16 protein-coding genes are annotated in these 19,521 nt (G+C 71.5%); 9 read left to right on the forward strand and 7 right to left on the reverse strand.

Annotated features, from left to right (window positions below; all coding sequences use genetic code 11):
* Positions 1–90 precede the first annotated feature (90 nt).
* The gene (locus tag NI26_RS10245; RefSeq protein WP_066655011.1) at positions 91–1,122 is read right to left on the reverse strand and encodes a glycosyltransferase family 2 protein; all 1,032 of its coding nucleotides are present in this window, start codon (positions 1,120–1,122) and stop codon (positions 91–93) included.
* A 119-nt stretch (positions 1,123–1,241) separates the two neighbouring features.
* Here NI26_RS10245 and NI26_RS10250 point away from each other — a divergent pair, with 119 nt between their 5' ends.
* From NI26_RS10250 to NI26_RS10275, 6 genes are all read left to right on the forward strand, one after another.
* Complete coding sequence (locus tag NI26_RS10250; RefSeq protein ID WP_081984933.1) at positions 1,242–3,809, forward strand: glycosyltransferase; 2,568 nt, start codon at positions 1,242–1,244, stop codon at positions 3,807–3,809.
* Positions 3,810–3,896: 87 nt separating this feature from the next.
* Positions 3,897–4,793, forward strand: coding sequence for an ABC transporter permease (locus NI26_RS10255; protein ID WP_066655013.1), 897 nt, complete (start codon positions 3,897–3,899; stop codon positions 4,791–4,793).
* A 3-nt stretch (positions 4,794–4,796) separates the two neighbouring features.
* Positions 4,797–6,044, forward strand: a complete 1,248-nt coding sequence (locus NI26_RS10260; RefSeq protein WP_066655015.1) for an ABC transporter ATP-binding protein — start codon at positions 4,797–4,799, stop codon at positions 6,042–6,044.
* 1 nt (position 6,045) lies between these two features.
* Positions 6,046–7,173, forward strand: a complete 1,128-nt coding sequence (locus tag NI26_RS10265) for a glycosyltransferase family 4 protein (protein ID WP_200884100.1) — start codon at positions 6,046–6,048, stop codon at positions 7,171–7,173.
* Positions 7,170–8,045 (forward strand): glycosyltransferase family 2 protein, encoded by an 876-nt coding sequence (locus NI26_RS10270; RefSeq protein ID WP_066655019.1) that lies wholly within the window; start codon positions 7,170–7,172, stop codon positions 8,043–8,045. The genes NI26_RS10265 and NI26_RS10270 overlap by 4 nt, the downstream gene beginning before the upstream one ends.
* 61 nt (positions 8,046–8,106) lie before the next feature.
* Positions 8,107–9,228, forward strand: coding sequence for a glycosyltransferase family 2 protein (locus NI26_RS10275; RefSeq protein WP_066655022.1), 1,122 nt, complete (start codon positions 8,107–8,109; stop codon positions 9,226–9,228).
* Between the two features lie 21 nt (positions 9,229–9,249).
* Here NI26_RS10275 and NI26_RS10280 read toward each other — a convergent pair whose 3' ends face one another.
* The 4 genes from NI26_RS10280 to NI26_RS16575 all read right to left on the reverse strand — a co-directional run bounded on the left by NI26_RS10280 (position 9,250) and on the right by NI26_RS16575 (position 13,858).
* Complete coding sequence (locus tag NI26_RS10280; protein ID WP_066655024.1) at positions 9,250–11,175, reverse strand: glycosyltransferase family protein; 1,926 nt, start codon at positions 11,173–11,175, stop codon at positions 9,250–9,252.
* Positions 11,175–12,038, reverse strand: a complete 864-nt coding sequence (rfbA, locus tag NI26_RS10285; protein ID WP_066655026.1) for a glucose-1-phosphate thymidylyltransferase RfbA — start codon at positions 12,036–12,038, stop codon at positions 11,175–11,177. The genes NI26_RS10280 and rfbA overlap by 1 nt, the downstream gene beginning before the upstream one ends.
* 10 nt (positions 12,039–12,048) lie before the next feature.
* Positions 12,049–12,657, reverse strand: a complete 609-nt coding sequence (locus NI26_RS10290) for a dTDP-4-dehydrorhamnose 3,5-epimerase family protein (RefSeq protein WP_066655027.1) — start codon at positions 12,655–12,657, stop codon at positions 12,049–12,051.
* 100 nt (positions 12,658–12,757) lie between these two features.
* A complete protein-coding gene (locus NI26_RS16575; protein ID WP_066655028.1) occupies positions 12,758–13,858 on the reverse strand; it encodes a hypothetical protein in 1,101 nt (366 codons plus the stop codon).
* A 163-nt stretch (positions 13,859–14,021) separates the two neighbouring features.
* On the opposite strand from NI26_RS16575, the gene NI26_RS10300 reads away from it, so the two are divergent.
* The 3 genes from NI26_RS10300 (at position 14,022) to rfbD (ending at position 16,885) form a co-directional block, all read left to right on the forward strand.
* Positions 14,022–14,963: a glycosyltransferase family 2 protein gene (locus NI26_RS10300; RefSeq protein ID WP_066655029.1), complete on the forward strand. Its 942-nt coding sequence runs from the start codon at positions 14,022–14,024 to the stop codon at positions 14,961–14,963.
* An 87-nt stretch (positions 14,964–15,050) separates the two neighbouring features.
* Positions 15,051–16,037 carry a dTDP-glucose 4,6-dehydratase gene (gene rfbB / locus NI26_RS10305; protein ID WP_066655030.1) on the forward strand — a complete coding sequence of 329 codons (987 nt, stop codon included), beginning with the start codon at positions 15,051–15,053 and terminating at the stop codon, positions 16,035–16,037.
* Complete coding sequence (rfbD, locus tag NI26_RS10310; protein ID WP_066655032.1) at positions 16,034–16,885, forward strand: dTDP-4-dehydrorhamnose reductase; 852 nt, start codon at positions 16,034–16,036, stop codon at positions 16,883–16,885. Before rfbB ends, rfbD begins: the two co-directional genes overlap by 4 nt.
* Positions 16,886–16,999: 114 nt before the next feature.
* Here rfbD and NI26_RS17315 read toward each other — a convergent pair whose 3' ends face one another.
* Both NI26_RS17315 and NI26_RS17190 read right to left on the reverse strand, forming a co-directional pair.
* Positions 17,000–17,956, reverse strand: a complete 957-nt coding sequence (locus NI26_RS17315; protein ID WP_066655036.1) for a pentapeptide repeat-containing protein — start codon at positions 17,954–17,956, stop codon at positions 17,000–17,002.
* Positions 17,953–19,512, reverse strand: coding sequence for a DUF4175 domain-containing protein (locus NI26_RS17190; protein ID WP_144411327.1), 1,560 nt, complete (start codon positions 19,510–19,512; stop codon positions 17,953–17,955). Before NI26_RS17190 ends, NI26_RS17315 begins: the two co-directional genes overlap by 4 nt.
* Between the last annotated feature and the right edge of the window lie 9 nt (positions 19,513–19,521).

Consider the following 19,521-nt stretch of genomic DNA (forward strand, 5'->3'; position numbering starts at 1 on the left):
TCCGGGAGGCGCACCGCACCGCCGCCGGTTCCCCGCCGGTCCGGCGGGGAACCGGCTCCACCCCGCCGCCGCTCGCTCCTGAGACGGCGCTCAGGCGCCGGCGTCGAGCAGTGACTCGACGGCACGACGTGCCGCAGCGCCCGTGCCGTCCCCACGTCGGGCGCGACGCGCGTGCCCGACGAGACCGGGTGCCTCCCGACCGAGTCGCGCCCACTGGGCCGGCGTCAGCTGTCCACCTGCGGGGCGGACCAGGTCCCGGGCGGCGCGTGCGAGCGTCCGCAGGACGACCCGGCGCACCATCTGCGGCGAACCGTTCCGCAGCACGACCGCCAGGCGGTTCCGCATGCTCTGGTACCGCACCAGCGGGGAGTCGCTGCCGGAGCTCGCCGCGTGACGGTGGGTGACGACCGCGTCCGGGGCATGGCGGACCTCGTACCCGGCGAGCCGGAGCCGCCACGACACGTCGAGGTCCTCGTAGTACATGAAGAGGGACTCGTCGAAGCCCCCGACGTCGGCGAGGGCGTCCCGGCGCAGGAGGACCGCCCCGCCGGAGAACCCGAAGAGCGGCGCGGTCTCCGGGGCGTCCTGCAGCGGCCGCAGCCAGTCGCGGTCCCGGCCGTTGCCCGAGCGGTCGAGCACGACCCCCGTGCCGTTCACCAGCGTGCGACCGTCGGCGTCGCGGCGCCACCGTCGACCGTCGACGCCCACCAGGTCGTCCGGACCGGGGGCCGCCGCGGCGGGGACGGGCACGAAGCCGCCCTCGAGCACGACCGTCGCGGCGACCCCGGCCACCCGGTCCCCGCCTGCGGCGAGCGCGGCGAGGCCGCGAGCGAGGAAGCCGTGGTCGGCGACGGCGTCGTTGTTGAGGAGCGCGACGACGGGGGCCGAGGCCGCGGCGATGCCCCGCGCGACCCCGCCGGCGAAGCCCGCGTTCGTCGGCTCGGCGACGATCACGACCGCGGGCAGGTCGGTGCGGTAGGCCGCGACGGTGCGGTCGTCCGCCTCGTTCACGACGAGCACCACCTCGACATCGGCGTCGACCCGCTGCGACCGCACGGAGTCGATCGCTCGCCGTGTGAGCTCGGGCTGGTGCCAGTCGACGATGACCACGGAGACGTCCACGGGACCAGTCTCGCAGGCCGTGTGCCCCCGGTCCGCCGAGAGCGCCCGGGTATAGTGGTGCCGCTTTCCGGGCTCCGTCCCGGAGGGCGCCCCCGCAAGCCGACGTACGGAGTCCTCCCATGTCCACCTTCGCGCCCCGCGTGTCCGTCGTCGTCATCAACTTCCGCGGCACGGACGACACGCTCGAGTGCATCGCCCGGCTCAGCGAGGTGGACTGGCCGGCCGACCGGCTCGAGATCGTCGTGGTCGAGAACGGCTCCGGCGACGACAGCGAGGCACGTCTGCGCGCCGAGCTCGGCGACCGGGCGAACGTCCGCATCATCGTCTCCCCCGAGAACCTCGGCTTCACCGGCGGCAGCAACCTCGGCGCGCGCGAGGCGACCGGCGACGTGGTCGCGTTCCTCAACAACGACGCCAAGCCGCACCCGGACTGGGTGAAGGAGGGCATCGCCGGGTTCGCCCCGAGCCCGCGCGTCGCCGCCGTGGCGAGCAAGGTCCTGGACTGGGAGGGCCGCACCATCGACTTCGTCGAGTCCGGCCTGAGCTGGTTCGGGATGGGCTACAAGGCGCACATCGCCGAGGTCGACGACGGCCGCTTCGACGAGCCGCGTGACCTGCTCTTCGGAACCGGGTCGGCGCTGTTCGTCCGCCGTGACGTCTTCCTCGAGGTCGGCGGCTTCGACGACGGCCTCTTCATGTTCTACGACGACGTCGACCTGGGCTGGCGGCTCAACCTGCTCGGCTACCGCGTCCGGTTCGCGCCGCGATCGGTTGTCTTCCACAAGCACCACGGCTCGATGAAGTCGTTCGGCGACCACCGCGAGATGTACCTGCTCGAGCGGAACGCCCTGCACCTGCTCTACAAGAACCTGTCCGAGGAGAACCTCGGCGTGTTCCTGCCGGCGGCCCTCGCGCTCCTGGCCCGTCGCGCGGTCGCCAAGAGCGGACGGGACTCGCAGGAGTTCGACATCCGCCGCTTCACGGGTGCGCCCGACGAGTTCGATCCGCTGACGCCGATCTCGAAGGAGACCGTCGCCGGGTTCTTCGCGCTCGACCAGTTCGTCGCCGACCTGCCGCGCCTGTCCGAGGAGCGTCGCCGCATCCAGGCGCAGCGCGTGCGGAGCGACAAGGACGTGTTCCGCCTGTTCGGCGACGCCTTCAAGCCGCTGTTCGAGGACGGGTACTTCCTCGAGGGCTACCGCGCGATCCTCGAGTCCTTCGACGTCGAGGCGCCGATGCACCGCACCAAGGTCCTCGTCATCACGGGCGACGCCCTGGGCGAGAAGATGGCCGGCCCCGGCATGCGCGCGTGGAAGATCGCCGAGTCCCTCGCCCCGGACAACGACGTGCGCCTGGTCACCTGGAACGTGGCGAACCGCAAGTCCGACGCCTTCGACGTCGCCCGCGTCCCGCTGCAGCACGAGCGGGCGATGCGGGAGCACGAGGAGTGGGCGGACGTCATCTTCTTCCAGGGCTACGCCCTGCACCACTTCACCACCCTGCAGCAGTCGAACAAGATCATGGTCGTCGACCTGTACGACCCGATGCACCTCGAGCAGCTCGAGCAGGCCCGCGACAACGGCGACGTCGGGTGGCGCAACCAGGTCACGAGCACGACCGAGGTCATCAACGCGCAGCTCGAGCGCGGGGACTTCTTCCTCTGTGCCTCCGAGCGTCAGCGCCTGTTCTGGCTCGGCCAGCTCGCGGCGGTCGGCCGCGTCAACCCGGACAACTACCTGGCGGACGACAACCTGCAGAAGCTGATCGCCATCGCGCCGTTCGGCCTGGACTCGAAGCCCCCGCAGCACGAGCGCAAGGCCATCCGTGGTGTCACCCCCGGCATCGGCGAGGACGACAAGGTCGTCATCTGGGGCGGCGGCATCTACAACTGGTTCGACACCCCGTCGCTCGTCCGCGCGATCGCGCATGTCGCCGAACGCCACGACGACATCCGCCTGTTCTTCCTCGGTGTCGCGCACCCGAACCCGGACGTGCCCGAGATGGCCATCGTCTCGGAGACCCGCCGGATCAGCGACGAGCTCGGCCTGACGGGCAAGCACGTGTTCTTCAACGAGCAGTGGGTCGCGCTCGACGACCGACAGAACTACCTGCTCGAGGCCGACGCCGGCGTGAGCACGCACTTCGCGCACATCGAGACGACCTTCTCGTTCCGCACCCGCATCCTCGACTACATGTGGGCGAACCTGCCGATCGTCACGACCGACGGCGACAGCTTCGGCGACCTCGTCGCAGCCGAGGGCATGGGCGTCGCGGTCCAGGAGCGCGACGTGGACGCACTCGCCGCGGCCCTCGAGTCGATGCTGTACGACCCGGAGGCCGCCCAGGCGGCTCGGGACGCGGTCCGTCGCGTCCGCGACGACTTCACGTGGGAGCGCGCGCTCGCCCCGCTCGTCGAGTTCTGCAAGGACCCGCAGCCGGCGGCGGACCGCGCCCACGACGCCGCGGTGCCGGCCGGCTCCGTCACGGCCGGCAGCCGTCCGCGCGTCGCGCTGAGCCCGGCACGTCAGCGGGAGATGGAGTTCCACGAGATCGCCAACAGCCGCCACGGCGTCGTCCGCGACGTCCGGCTGGCCACCTGGTACCTGCGGCAGAACGGCGTCGGCGGGCTCCGCGCCAAGGTGCAGGACCGCGTCCGGCTGATGCGGGAGAGCAGGAACGGGCGCTGACGTCCACACCGGGCACACGCGGGCACCGTTGTACAGTTGTCCGTCGCCCCGGTGCACCCGTCCCAGCGCACGAACACAGAGGAACCCATGAGCAACATCGTCAGCGAGCGGTTCGAACGCCTCCGGCAGGAACGCATGGTCCCGGCAGGGCGTCCGGCGTCCGCCGTGGTGGGCTCGATCCGTGAGGTCCTCGCGCACCGGCAGCTCCTCGACCTGCTGATCCGCCGCGACCTGAAGTCCCGGTACAAGGACAGCGTGCTGGGCTTCGCCTGGACGCTGATCCGGCCGCTCGTGCAGCTCGCGATCTACTACTTCGTGCTCGGCCAGATCCTCGGGGCCTCGCGGAACATCCCCGAGTTCGCGATCTACGTCTTCTCCGGCCTGACGCTGTACGGCCTCTTCAGCGAGATCGTGGCGTCCGGCACCGCGTCGATCGTGAGCAACGCGGGGCTCATCAAGAAGGTCTACCTGCCGCGCGAGATCTACCCGCTCGCGAGCGTCGGGTCCGCGCTCTTCAACTTCGGCGTGCAGCTGGTCGTCCTGCTCGTCGCCGCGGTGCTGCAGAGCGGCTTCGCCTGGTGGCGCCCGGACCTGCTGTTCTTCTTCCCTGCCACGCTCGTGATCCTGATCTGGGCGACGGCGCTCGCCCTGCTCCTCGCCGCACTCAACGTGTACCTGCGCGACATGCAGTACCTGGTCGAGGTGCTCGTGCTCCTGCTCATGTGGGGCTCCCCCATCGTGTACAGCTGGCAGATGGTCGCGACCCGCGCGCCGGAGTGGCTCCTGACGCTCTACACGTCCAACCCGATCACGCTCGCCGTGCTCGGCATCCACCGGGCCTTCTGGTCCGCCGGCGACGACGCGCAGTACCCCGACCACCTGCTGCTCCGCCTCGGCATCGCCGCGGTCGTGGGCCTCGTGGCCCTGCTCGCGTGCCAGCGCGTGTTCGCCAAGCTGCAGGGCAACTTCGCCCAGGAGATCTGATCGATGAGCATCGACAACGACACGACCACCGACGCCGGCTCGCCCGCGTCGCCCTTCGCCGGTGCCCCGGACGTCGTCACGGTCCGGAACGTCTCCAAGAAGTTCACGATCCGCAAGGACAACTCGCTCAAGGAGCGCGTCGTCACGCTCGGCCGCGCCGGCCGACGGCACAGCGAGGACTTCTGGGCGCTCCGTGACGTCAGTCTCGACATCCCGGCCGGCACCACCATCGGGCTGCTCGGACCGAACGGGTCGGGGAAGTCGACCCTGCTCAAGACGATCGGCGGCATCCTCGAGCCGAGCTCCGGCACGGTCGAGCGCCGGGGTCGCCTCGCCGCGCTCATCGAGCTCGGCGCCGGCTTCCACCCGGACCTGACCGGTCGCGAGAACGTCTACCTGAACGCCGCGATCCTCGGGCAGACGCAGGAGGAGACCGAGGCCCGCTTCGAGGACATCCTGCAGTTCTCGGGCATCGGTGACTTCATCGACACCCAGGTGAAGTTCTACTCCTCGGGCATGTACGTCCGGCTCGCCTTCGCCGTCGCCATCAACACCGACCCGGACGTCCTGCTCGTCGACGAGGTCCTCGCCGTCGGCGACGAGCAGTTCCAGAAGAAGTGCCTCGACAAGATCCGCGAGTTCCAGGAGCAGGGCCGCACCATCATCCTGGTCTCGCACTCGCTCGGACAGGTGCAGGAGCTCTGCGACTCCGCGGTGGTCCTGCACCACGGTGAGGTCAAGTTCCAGGGGTCCGCTCGGCTCGCGGTGAAGAACTTCCGCGAGATCCTCGAGGACCGTCGTGTCGCCGAGGTCGAGGCGAACCACCCCGAGGAGCAGGCCACCCCGGGCAAGGTCGAGCACGTCGAGCTCGAGATCCCCGGCAAGCAGCCCGGTGCGGAGCACGTGCACGGCGACGACCTGGTCGTCCGCGCGACCTTCTCGCACACCACCGTTCTGCCCGAGTGGCGCGCGGGCATCAAGATCGAGACCCACCTCGGGCACCCCGCGTTCGGTGTCGACAGCCGGCAGCTGCAGACCCGGCACGAGCCGCTCGACGGCACCGCCACGGTCGAGTGGCACCTGCAGGACCTGCGGCTCGGCGGCGGACAGTACTTCGTGCACGTGTTCCTCGCGAAGCCGAACGGCGAGCACATCGTGATCCAGCGCGAGGCAGCTCGCTTCGTCGTCGCCGACGAGGACACCCAGTCCGGCATCGCCTGGACGAAGACCACCGAGCGCCAGGTCCACTGACGTGGGGGCAGTCCCCGTGCTCGTCGACGCGACCTCGGTGCCGCCGAGCCGCGGCGGCGTCGCGCGCTACATCGCCGGTCTGCTGCAGGGCCTCGGCGACCTCGACGTCCGCGTCGACGTCGTCGTGAAGCCCGGCGACCTCGCGTGGCTGCGCGGACTCGCACCGACGCACCGGTACCACGCCGCCCCCGGCTGGACGGCATCGCGGCCGCTCCGGCTGCTGTGGGAGCAGGTCGGTCTGCCGGGGCTGCTCCGTCGCACCGGGGCGACCGTCCTGCACAGCCCGCACTACACGTTCCCGGTGATCCGGGCCTCCCGGACGGTCGTCACGCTGCACGACGCGACGTTCTTCTCCGACCCGGCGGCGCACTCGCGCCTGAAGCGCACCTTCTTCCGCACGTGGACCCGGCTCGCACGGCGGTGGGCACGAGGCACCGTCGCGCCGAGCGCGGCAACGGTCGCCGAGCTCGACCGGCTGGCCGGTCGCGCCCGCCGAGCGACGGTCGTCGCGCACCTCGGGGTGGACGCGACCGTCTTCCGCGTGCCGTCCGCCGCCGAGACGGCGGCCTTCCGCGCCGCACACGACCTCGGCCCGGACACCACCTGGATCGCGTTCCTCGGGACCGTCGAGCCGAGGAAGCAGGTGCCGGCGCTCCTCGCCGCGCACCGAGCACTCCGCAGTCGGGGCGCCGCCGTCCCACCGCTGCTCGTCGCGGGAGGCCTCGGCTGGGACGAGGAGGCGCGGGCCGAGCTCAGCGCCGTCGGCGACGAGCCCGGCGCACCCGTGCGCTACCTCGGCTACCTGCCGATCGAGGAACTCCACGTCCTGCTCGGCGCCGCACGCGTCACCGCCTACCCGAGCACCGGCGAGGGCTTCGGGCTGCCGGTGCTCGAGGCCATGGCCTCCGGCGGCGACGTCCTGACGACCCGGCGGCTCGCGATCCCCGAGGTCGGCGGCGATGCCGTCACGTACACGGAGCCGGACACCGACGCCATCCGCGACGCCCTCGCGGCGATGCTCGCCGAGCCCGCCGACGCCCGGGCGGAGCGCGTGCACCGTGCGCGGGTACGGAGCGCCGAGTTCACCTGGGCCGCCTGCGCCGAGCGCCACATGGGGGTCTACGCATGAGCGACCGGACCGAGCGGGGCGGTGCGGTCCCCCAGCGTGCCGCGATCGTGACGGTGTCGTACGAGTCCGGCGACGTGCTGCCCGCGTTCCTCGCGTCCACCGCCGCCGCGAGCAGCCGGGACGTCGAGGTCGTGGTCGCCGACAACGACTCGGCGACCGCCGACGCACTCCGCCGCGTGACCGAGACGGCCGGGGCGCGCTTCGTCGCGGTCGGCGCGAACCTCGGGTACGGGGCCGCCGTGAACCGCGCCGTCGCCTCGCTCGACCCCGACGTGCGGTGGGTCCTCGTGTCCAACCCCGACGTCGTGCTGGCCCCCGGAGCGCTCGACCGCCTGATCGCCACCGCCGAGACGGACGGGACGATCGGGGCCGTCGGGCCGCGCCTGCTCGAGCCCGACGGTGCGGTCTACCCGTCGGCGCGGCTCGTCCCCTCGCTCCGCACCGGGCTCGGCCACGCGGTCTTCGCGAACGTCTGGCACGGTAACCCGTGGACGAAGCGCTACCGGCAGGAAGGCGACCACACGGTGCGTCGTGACGCCGGCTGGCTGTCCGGCGCGTGCGTGCTCGTGCGCCGCGACGTCTACGACCGCCTGGGCGGCTTCGACGAGACCTACTTCATGTACTTCGAGGACGTCGACCTGGGGTGGCGCATCGGTCGCCTCGGCCTGCGGAACGTGTACGAGCCGGAGGCGGTCGCCACCCACGTGGGCGGTACCGCGACGCGTGGATCCTCGGAGCGGATGCGCCGCGCCCACCACGAGAGCGCGTACCGCTTCCTGGCCGGCAAGTACGCCGCGTGGTGGCTCTGGCCGCTGCGAGCGGTGCTGCGCGTGGCGCTGTCCGTCCGTGCACGTGCCACGCGGACCCGCTGAACCCGTATAACCTCTCAGGGAAGCACGCCCACCCGCCCTCCCCCGACCCGGATTGCAGCACATGATCCTCGCCGTCACCCTGATGGTCCGCGACGAAGCGGACGTCATCCCCGCCTGGCTCGACCACCACGTCGCCCAGGGCTTCGACGTCTTCGTCATCACCGACAACGGTTCGGTGGACGGGACGAGCGCCCTGCTCGAAGCCTTCGCCGAACGCGACGACGTCACCGTCGACCTGCGCCACGACCCCGTCCACCGCAAGCAGCAGGGCACCGTCGTGACCGGCATGGCCCGCGACGCCGCGTCGGTGCACGGAGCCGACTGGGTGGTGAACGCGGACGCCGACGAGTTCATCCTGCCCGTCGACCGGACGCTCACCGTCCGACAGGTCTTCGAACGCCTCGACCCGGTGATCGGCGCGTTCTTCGTGCCGGTCGTCAACCTGACCGGCGAACTCGCCGAGTCCGGGGCCGGCATCGAACGCCTGCACTGGCGCGACGAGCGGTCCGTCGAGGAGCTCCGGGCCGTCGGTCTCATCGCCCCGCCCACCGCGAACACGGTCCACGTCGGCGACCCGGCGGTCACGGTCGTGCAGGGCAACCACCGTGCGAGCGTGGCGAACGGCGCTCCGGTGCCGGAGGGCCTCGCGCTCGAGGTCCTGCACCTGCCGTGGCGGTCCTGGGCGCAGTACGCGCACCGCGTCGAGGTCACCGGCCGCGCCTACGACGACAACCCGGACCTCACGCCGAGCCCGCGGCACCACGGCATGCGCGACTGGCGCCGGCTGCAGGAGGGGGTGCTCGAGGCCGTCTTCTCACTCCGCTTCGTGACCGACGACGAGGCAGGGGGCGGACCCTTCACTCGTGACGACGGCATCGCCGAGGTCCTGCGCCGTGCGGGCTCGACCTCGCTCGGTGCGCCGGAGCCCGTCGTCGCACAGCAGCGGCTGGAGGCCCTCCGGTCCCTCGGGCGTTCGATCGCCGACCGCGACGGCCGCATCGCCGCGCTCGAGGACGAGGTGCGCGACAGCGCGGAGCTCGCCGACTCGCTGCGCCGGACGGTGCAGTTCGAGCGCGACGCGCACCGTCGGACCGAGGCGGAACTGGCCGCCGTCAGGGCCCGACGGATCGTCCGGCTCGCCGACCGAGCCGGGGACGCCGCCCGGCGCATCCGACGACGCTGACCCGCGTGGGCGCGCTGCCTGTCAGCCCTGCGCGCGGACGCGACGCACGGCGTCGAGCAGCGTCTCGGCCCGGTTCCGGAACGAGTGCTCGGCGCCGATCCGCTCCCCCCGCGCCACACGGTCCTCGAGCGTCGCCGACTCCCCCGCGTGGACGGTCTCGCGGAGCTGCTCGACCGAGGTGTACGTCCGCACCGCGCCGTGGAAGAGGTCGTCGACCCCCGGCACCGGATCGGTCACGACCAGCGCCCCCGAGGCAGCGGCGTCGAACAGCCGGTTCGACAGGAAGCCGTCCCGCGCCATGTCGTCCCAGTGGTCGTTGAGCACCACCCGGGCGGTCCGGTAGAGCGCCGGTAGCTCGTCGTTCGCCACGAACACGCCGCGGTGCACGCCCTCGGGCAGGAGCCCCTCCCAGCCCTCGCCCCACACCGCGAGGTCCACCCCGGCCTCGACCGCGTCGCGGACCACGGGCCGGAACACCCGTCGGGTCTTCCCGACGAACGCGGTGTCGAGCGCGCCGAACGCGGCGTCCGGAGCACCCGGGTGGAAGCGGGCAGGGTCGGTCGCCTGCAGCAGCGGCGCGACCGGCAGCCCCGTCTCCCCGGCGACCCGGGTGGCCCACACCGGCCCGGCGGCGAACCGCAGGTCGTAGCGTGCCAGCTCCGCCGGCGTCACGAGGTCCGGGTGCGAGATCACCCAGAGCACGTTCGTCGCCGAGGGGTGCACCGGGGTGTCGTCGAGTCCCCGCAGGGTCAGCGCGACGTCGTCGAGGTGCTCGGAGAAGGGCCGGACGTGCGACTCGCGGTGGTCGACGACGACCTCCTGCCCGAGACCCCGCAGCGCCCGCGCGAGGTCGCGCGCGAAGAACGTGTCCCCCCAGTCGTCCCCCCGTGCCCCCGGGTGCGCCGCGATCCGCAGCGACCAGCGCAGCCGTTCCCCGCGGTCGCGCAGGGACAGCCGCTCGGTGCCCCGCTCGGCCCGGACGACGGGTTCGCGGAGCGCCACGGGCGCACCGACCGGGTCCGCGGTGCCCCGCATCGGGAGGAATCCCAGGCGCTCCAGTGCCGGCGCGGTGTACTCGTCGCGACGTCCTCGCCAGACCGCGAGCGCATCCGCCGCGTCCGCGTCGTAGCGCCGTTCGCGGACGGCCGGGTCGCCGTAGGCCCGCCCGAGCGGCACGAGGACGCAGTCGCCGTGCAGGTCGTCGGCGGTGTCGCGGGTCAGCCGGGCGACCGCGGTGCGGGTGTCGACGGTGCGGACGGGGTCCGCGAGCGCGGCGACGGGCGCGGCGAAGCAGGGCAGGTCCGCCGCGAAGACGGCCGTGCCGTCGAGTCCGTCGGCGTCCTCGGCGGGGTGGCCGCGCAGCAGCGACGCGACCGGGGCGGTCGGCTGGGGCAGGGCCGCGCCGGCGCTCAGCACCACGTCGTCGGCCGACCGGACGACGGCCACGGCGACCCGCGCCTCCCGGCCGACCGTCGCGACGAGCCGGGCGTGGGCGCCCTCGGGGAGGGTGATCGCGGCGTCCTGGACCACGACCGTGGCGGACCGGAGCTGCGCGCGTGCCGCGGCGACCGCGCCGCCCCAGGTCGCCGTGACCGTGCGCTGCGCGACCACGTGGTCGGCCGCTGGCTCGACCGGCGCGTAGGTGCTCGTCGGGCCGGCGTGCACGTCGTACGCACTGACGACGACCGTGCGTGCGCCGGCGGCGACCGCGGCGGCGACCGCCGGTCGGTGCGCTCCGTCCCGGAACGTCCGCTCCTGCACGGTCACGACGACGTCGAACCCGTCCGGTGCGACCGTCGGCCGGTCCGTCACGAGGGACGTGTCGACCGGGAGGCGCGGCTCGGCCGCTCCGTCGACCGCACCACCGCGGGTGGTGGCGTCGGGACCCGTCCGCTCGGCTCCCGCCGCAGCGGTCCGCCCGAACAGCCGGCCGAGCCGGGACGCCATCAGCCCTGCAGCAGGGCGTTCAGGTAGACGCCGTAGCCGCCCTTGACGAGGGGTGCCGCGAGGTCGGCGAGCTGCGCGTCGTCGATCCACCCGTTGCGCCAGGCGATCTCCTCGATGCAGCCGATCTTGAAGCCCTGGCGGTCCTCGATGACCTTGACGTACTCGGACGCCTGCATCATCGACTCGAACGTGCCGGTGTCGAGCCAGGCGGTCCCGCGGTCGAGGACCTGCACACCGAGCTTGCCCGCCTCGAGGTACCGCTCGTTGACGGTGGAGATCTCGAGCTCACCGCGTGCGCTGGGCTCGATGGTCTTCGCGATCTCGATGACCGAGTTGTCGTAGAAGTACAGCCCCGGGACGGCGTAGTTCGACTTCGGCTGCGCGGGCTTCTCCTCGATGGAGACCGCGGTGAACGCATCGTCGAACTCGACGACGCCGTACGCCGTGGGGTCGGCCACGTGGTAGGCGAAGATGGTCGCACCGTCGACGCCGGTGTTCTTCCGCAGGTTCGTGCCGAGGCCGGTGCCGTGGAAGATGTTGTCGCCGAGGACCAGCGCGACGCTGTCGTCGCCGATGAACTCCTCGCCGATGACGAACGCCTGCGCCAGGCCGTCCGGGCTCGGCTGCACGGCGTACTGGATGTCCATGCCGAGCGACGAACCGTCGCCGAGCAGGGCCTTGAACTGCTCGTTGTACTCCGGCGTCGTGATGACCAGGACCTCGCGGATGCCGGCCATCATGAGCGTCGACAGCGGGTAGTAGACCATCGGCTTGTCGTAGATCGGCATGAGCTGCTTGCTGATGCCCTTGGTGATGGGCCAGAGGCGCGTGCCGGAACCACCGGCGAGGATGATGCCCTTCATCGGACCGTCCTTACTTCTTCGTGCGGAGGGACTCGGTGTAGGCCACCGCTTCCTCGTAGGTCGGCAGCAGGCCCTGCTCGGCGGCCTGCTCGAGCGTCGGGGCCGAGGTGTCCTTCTCCGAGAGCACCGGCTCGCCGATCCCCTCGGGCAGCTCCAGGCCGACCGTCGGGTCGAGGATGCTGATGCCCTTCTCGCGCTGCGGGTCGTAGTGGGCGCTCACGAGGTAGTTCACGGTCGAGCGGTCCTCGAGCGCGACGATGGCGTGGCCGAGTCCCTCGGACAGGTAGACGGCCCTGCGGTCGACGTCGTCGATGCGGACCGCGTCCCACTGGCCGAACGTCGGCGACCCGACACGGATGTCGACGATGTAGTCGATGAAGGCCCCGCGGACGGCGGTGACGTACTTGGCCTGGCTGGGGGCGACGAGGGCGTAGTGGATCCCGCGGGCGACACCGGCGGACGAGATCGACATGTTCACCTGGCGGAGGTCGAGCGGGTGACCGACCGTGTCCTCGAGGACGTCGGCACGGTACGCCTCGAGGAACGCTCCTCGTGCGTCGCCGTGCTGGACGGGCGTGAACTCCCACGCGCCGGGGATCTTCAGTTCGCGGATCTGCACCGGGGCAGCCTAGCAAGGCGACGCAGCGGGATGTCGGTGGGCCGCACCGCGACGGCGACCCGGCCGACGACGCTGCCGGGGCCCGGGCAGACCGGCTCGCTCAGCCGATCCCGAGCGCGCGGCGCCAGGCCCGCTCCCCGGCGTTCGGAGCGCCCGCGGAGACGACCCGCTGGGCGGCGACGTACGCACGTGCGCGGCGGTTGCGCTCGGGGCCCTCCCGGAACGCGGTGTCCAGCGCGGTCCGCCACTCCTCGGGGTCGTCGCCGACGAGGAGCCCGCCGTTCCGGTCCGCACCCGCGTAGGACGGTCGGGCGGAGCCGACGAACGGCAGGCCGAGCATCGTGACCTCGAGGAACTTCAGGTCGCTCTTGGCGTCGTTGAACCGCTCTCCGGTCAGCGGCGCGACCCCGGCGGACCACCGATCGGCCTGCCCCGTCAGGAAGGCGACGAACGCCGGGTAGTGCGTCGCCCCCTCGGGGAGCGTGATCCGGTCGAACCAGGTGCCGTCCTCCCCGGTGACACCGATCACCTCGAGCCGCACCCGGCGACCGTCCTCAGTGACGAGACCTTCGAACACCGGGCGGAGGAGTTCGAGGTCCGCCGCGTGCGTCGCGCTGCCCATGTACAGGACGCGCCGGTCGCCGGTGCTCGGCGGCTCGGCAGGACGGGAGGGCCAGAGTCCCGGCTGCACGCCGTTCGGGACGACGACCGCGTCGACGCCCTGCGCCGCGAGCACCTCCCGCAGCTGCTCGGTGGCGACCACGACCGCGTCGGCGGACCGCACGAGCCGTTCGACCGACGCCAGCCGGTCCGGCGCGTACTCGGCACGGGCCAGCCGGGCACGCGCCTCGGGCGTGAAGAAGTCGTCGTCCACCTCGGCGACGATCCGCGTGCCCTCGTCGCGTGCCCGCGCGAGCGCGGCGTCGAGCGACGCGAGCGGGAACGCGTCGCGCTGCACCAGGACGGCGTCGAGGTGCGCGGTGTCCGAACCGTCGGCCCACCGCACCGGGTCGACCTGGACGGTCCGTGCGAGGCCGTCCGCGGCGAGTGCGGACATCCGACCGGTCACCCGGACGTGCGCGGACGCCGGGTGGACCCCTCCTGCCCCGTGCACGACGAAGCCGACGAGCGGTGGGGGCGCAGCGGGGGTGGTCCCGGCGCGCCGGAGGACGCGGGCGATCGCCGACCTGAGGGGTGCCATCGCTCCATCGTGGCACGGCCGGCCACGGCGTTCTCGACTCGGTTCCCGCTTGTGCGTAGACTCGACCGTCTGTGTGTCCGCGAAGACACGCGTCCGGCCGTGTGGCCGGGACCCGAAGATCCCGGGCTGCAGCCCGGCCGACGACCCCCAGGACCCACCACCCGTGAAACTGTTCGTCCAGATCCCCTGCCTGAACGAGGAGCAGACCCTCCCGTCGGTGCTCGAGACCATCCCGACCTCGATCCCCGGTGTCGACGAGATCGAGGTCCTCGTCATCGACGACGGCTCGACCGACCGCACGGTCGAGGTCGCCCGGGCGCACGGTGTCCGGCACTTCGTCCGGCACACCAGGAACATGGGACTCGCGCGGTCCTTCCGCGACGGGGTCGACTACGCCATGCTGCACGGCGCCGACATCGTGGTGAACACGGACGGCGACAACCAGTACCCGCAGTCGCAGATCGCCGACCTCGTCCAGCCGATCCTGCGGGGAGAGGCCGACATCGTGATCGGCGACCGGCAGACCCGGACGATCGAGCACTTCTCCGGCTTCAAGAAGTCGATGCAGCGCTTCGGCTCCTGGGTCGCCAGCCGGGCCGCCGGCCTCGACCTGCCGGACGCCGCGAGCGGCTTCCGCGCCTACTCGAAGTACTCGCTCATCCGCCTCAACATCGTCACCCGCTTCAGCTACTGCATGGAGACGATCGTGCAGGCGGGCTACAAGCGGCTCGCCATCGCCAGCATCCCGATCACGACGAACGCCAAGACGCGCGAGTCCCGGCTGTTCAAGAACATCTGGCAGCACATGTTCCAGTCCGGGTCCGCCATCGCGCGGGTCTACCTGATGTACCGCCCGATGGCGCTCTTCGCCTGGGTGAGCGCCGTCTTCGGGGTCGCCGGGCTGATCCCGTTCGTCCGGTACCTCGTGCTGCTGTGGACGGACAGCGGCGGCAACCACCTGCAGTCGCTCATCCTGGGCATGGTGCTCATGATCAGCGCACTCCTGTCGATCACGATCGGCGTGGTGGCCGACCTGACACGCCTGAACCGGACCCTGGCCGAGGAACAGCTCGACCTGCAGAAGCTCGCGCGGTACGGCGACTGAGGCCGGACCGGCCCCCGCTACACTCGACCCCGACCGCCGTCGGCTCCTCGTGACCGACGCACATCGGCCACGAAAAGGAAACCAAGCGTGAAGATCCTCGTCACCGGAGGGGCCGGCTTCATCGGCTCGAACTTCGTCCGTCGGACCCTCGAGGACGCCTACCCGGGGCTCGAGGGCTCCGAGGTCGTCGTCTACGACGCACTGACCTACTCGGGCAACCTCGAGAACCTCGCGCCCGTGGCGGACTCGCCGCGGTACACGTTCGTGCAGGGTGACATCCGTGACGCCGCGAAGCTCGACGAGGTCGTCCCGACGGTCGACGCGATCGTGCACTTCGCCGCCGAGTCGCACGTCGACCGCTCGGTGCGGGACTCCGGGATCTTCGTCGAGACGAACGTCGTCGGTACCCAGCGCCTGCTCGACGCGGCGCTCCGACACGGGACCGAGCGCTTCGTGCACGTGTCCACCGACGAGGTCTACGGCTCCATCAGCGAGGGTTCGTGGGCCGAGGACCGCCCGCTCGAGCCGAACTCGCCCTACTCGGCGTCGAAGGCCGGGAGCGACCTGCTCGCCCGGAGCTACCACCGGACGCACGGGCTGAACCTCTCGATCACGCGCTGCTCGAACAACTACGGGCCGTACCACTTCCCCGAGAAGGTCATCCCGCTCTTCGTCACCAACCTGATCGACGACCGGCACGTCCCGCTGTACGGCGAGGGCGACAACGTCCGCGACTGGCTGCACGTCGACGACCACACCCGCGGCATCGCGATGGTCCTGACCCGCGGTCGTGCGGGCGAGATCTACAACATCGGCGGCGGCACCGAACTCACGAACAAGGAGCTCACGCAGCTCCTGCTCGACGCCACCGGCAAGGACTGGTCGTACGTCGACCGCGTCGCCGACCGTCTCGGCCACGACCTGCGCTACTCGGTCGACATCTCGAAGATCCAGGCGGAGCTCGGGTACGAGCCCCGGGTGCCGTTCGAGCAGGGCCTCGCCGACGTCGTGCAGTGGTACCGCGACAACCGCGCATGGTGGGAGCCGCTCAAGGAGCGCGCGGCGATCGCATGACGCGCTACCTGATCACCGGGGCGGCCGGCATGCTCGGTCAGGACCTCCAGCGATCGCTGGCAGGGCGTGACGTCACCGCCCTGTCCCGCGCAGACCTCGACGTCACCGACCAGGCTGCCGTCTCCGACGCGGTGGCCGGACACGACGTCGTGGTCAACGCCGCGGCGTACACCAAGGTCGACGACGCGGAGTCCGACGAGGACGCCGCCGCCGCCGTGAACGCCCGTGGTCCCGAGGTCCTCGCCACCGCGGTGGCGGCGACGGGCGCACGCCTGGTGCAGGTGTCGACGGACTACGTGTTCGACGGCACGGGGACGACCCCGTACGCCGAGGACGAGCCGACGCGGCCCCTCGGCGCCTACGGGCGGACCAAGTCCGCCGGCGAGGCAGCGGTCCGCTCCGTCGCGCCGGACAGGTCGTACATCGTGCGGACGGCCTGGCTCTACGGTGCCGGCGGCCCGAACTTCGCGAAGACCATGGTGCGGCTGGCGGCGTCGCACGACACCGTGAGCGTCGTCACCGACCAGGTCGGGCAGCCCACGTGGACCGCCGACCTCGCCGACCAGATCGTCGCGATGCTCGACGCTGGTGCTCCTGCCGGCATCTACCACGGCACGAACGGTGGCCGGGCTTCCTGGTTCGACTTCACGCGGGCGATCTTCGAGGAGGTCGGGCTGGACCCGGAACGCGTGCTGCCCACGGACAGTTCCGCGTTCGTCCGTCCCGCGCCCCGGCCGGCGTTCAGTGTCCTCGGACACGACGGCTGGCGACGTGCCGGCCTGGCGCCGATGCGTGACTGGAGGGACGCCCTCCACGCCGCCGCGGCTGCGGGTGTCCTGACCGCCTGACCGGACGAGGACGACGACGGGGCACGAGACCGGAGGGTCTCGTGCCCCGTCGACGTCGGCACCCGTTGCCCGCGGCGGCCCGGTGCCCGTCCTCCCGCTGGTGCGGTGGGACGGTCAGCGCCCGATGCGGAACGTCACCGGGGTCCGGACCTGCTTGCCGTTGTCCGCGATGAACTCGACCTTCGTGGTGCCCGCACGTTCGGGCACACCGGTGACGGTCAGCGTCTCGGGGTCCCAGGAGAGGCCCGCGGGCAGCGATGCCGAGAAGGCCGTGACGACCGCCGGGAACGGACTGTCCGCCTGGAACTGCACGGACACCTGCTGCCCCACCCGGAGCGCCACCGTCGAGGGGACGTCGACCTGGGGTGGCAGCTTGACCTCGACGTTCCGCGTGTACTCCAGGGTGCCGTCGTACTCCGCCGCCGTCGACAGCGTGCACGTCACGCCGTTCTGTCCCGGGTAGAACAGCCCTTCCCGCTTCGCGCAGGTGTTCTTCTCGATCCCCGGCTGCGTGCCCGCGGTCAGGGTCACCTGGACCGGGTCCGAGTCCGTGACCCACTCGGAGAAGGTGGACGCTGCCAGGACGGTGTCCTCGACGTTCATGCCGTTGATGCCGGCGCGTGTGAAGTCGGTGTCGGAGAGTGTCGCGCCGCTGAGGTCCGCCTGGGTGAGGTCGGCGTCCCGGACCCGGGCACCGCTGAGGTCGGCACCCGAGAGGTCGGCGCCGTAGAGGATCGCTCCGTCCAGGTCGGCGCCTCGCAGGTCCGCTCCGGACAGGTCGGCGAGTCGGAGGTCGATCCCTGACAGGTCACGGCCGGCCAGGTCGTCGCCGGAGCACTCGGTGTGCGACGCCGGCGACGCGCCCGCGACCACCCGGCAGGCGCCGATGACCTGCGCGTTGGGTGCCGAGAGGAACTCGTAGCCGACGGCCAGCACGGCGACGACCAGCACCACGAGCGCGACGGACCAGTGCCGTCGGGAGAGCCGTGGGCGGACCTGACCGGTCCGGATCGTCGGGTCGTCACCGGCGATCGTGTCGCCGATGTCGGGCTCGGTGGGACGTTCGGTCACGAGGCGACTCCCGTCAGGAAGCTCGGCAGCAGGTGGAGCGCGATCGGCGTGTACCAGCCTTCGCCGCGCGCGTAGGTGAAGAACGCGATCGGTCCGGCGTACGTCACCAGGGTGAGGACGCCGAGCAGCACCGCCGGCACGACGAGCACCCGACGCCACCAGTGCGGCAGCGTGCGCCAGAGTGCCACACCGGCGATGATCGCGAACACGTAGATCAACGGCAGCACCGGCAACAGGTACCGACCGGAGAAGGCGTACTCGTTGTCGAGCCGGATGAACGTCCGGAGGTTGAAGAAGAACATCGCCACCACGTAGCTCCCGGCGACGAAGAGCCCCCAGACCGATGCCCGCGTCCGGACGAGGCTCCGGAAGGACAGCAGCGTCGCGACTACCGCGACGACGAACGTGACCGCGCCGGCGATCTGCACGACGGTGGAGACCTGCCACACGGTGTTGCGCCCGCGGTAGAAGAACATGCTCTGGAAGTAGGCGCTGATCCAGCTGCCGACGAACTCGAAGAGGTCGAACGGCGTCTGCGGTACGGCGTTGACGATCCCGAGGTCGTGCGCCCTCGCCGCCCAGTAGTTCCGCCGGTAGATGTCGAACGCCAGGCACTCCTGGTGGGTGTGCAGCTTGGTGCAGGACGGGTTGAACTGGCCGTAGACGAGGAGGTTGCCGCCGATGCGCTCGAGCAGCACCGCCGCGGTGACCACGAAGAGCAACGCCCACAGCGACGACGTCACCGGGTGTTCCGCGAAGACCCGACGGAAGCGCTGCACCGGGTGTGCGAACGTGCGGACACCGTCCCGCTGCAGCACGAGGGCGACGGCGACCGCGACCGCGACGAGCACGAACGGGACGAACGTGTACTTCACCACGATGGCGAGGGCCCCCAGGACGAGGGCACGGAAGAGGTCCGAGTACGCGTGTCCGCTCGAACGGATCAGGCGTGCGCAGAAGAGCAGGCAGAGGAAGAACAGCGTGTTGGCCGGGGTGTCGTACGTGACGGCAGCCGCCTGCCACTCGTACCGGCCGGTGCCCGCGAGCAGCACCACGTCGAGCGTCGCGACCCAGGGCGCCGTACCCATCGTGCGGACCAGGCGGTGGACGACCACGAGACCGACCGCCGCGATCAGGACGTTGGCGAAGCGCAGCGCCACCACGATGACCGAGTACGGTGCGCCGAGGTCGAGCAGCGGCTTCACCGGGAAGCTCATCACGTAGTAGTAGACGTAGCTCGGGAAGCGTTCGATCTCGCCCATCTGCAGCAGGCTCGCCGGGGCGTCCGTGATGACGGGACCGGCCCAGACGCTGCGCCCCGCGTAGTACAGGATGTTCGCGATGTGTCGGTTCTCGTCCGGCGCGATGGTCCCCGCGTAGGGCACGTTGCCGACGCCGTCGACGACCGGCATGTGGACGGCGACGGAGAACACCGCGCCCACGAGCACGAAGAGGACGAGCGTCAGGCGCAGGGTCCAGGGGTTCTCGAGGACGCGGACGAGCGGAGCAGCGTGGAGGGCGCGCAGCCTGCGCCCCGGTGCGGTTGTTGTTGCCAAGGGTCCCCT

Source organism: Curtobacterium sp. MR_MD2014, assembly GCF_000772085.1.
Classification (GTDB): Bacteria; Actinomycetota; Actinomycetes; order Actinomycetales; family Microbacteriaceae; genus Curtobacterium.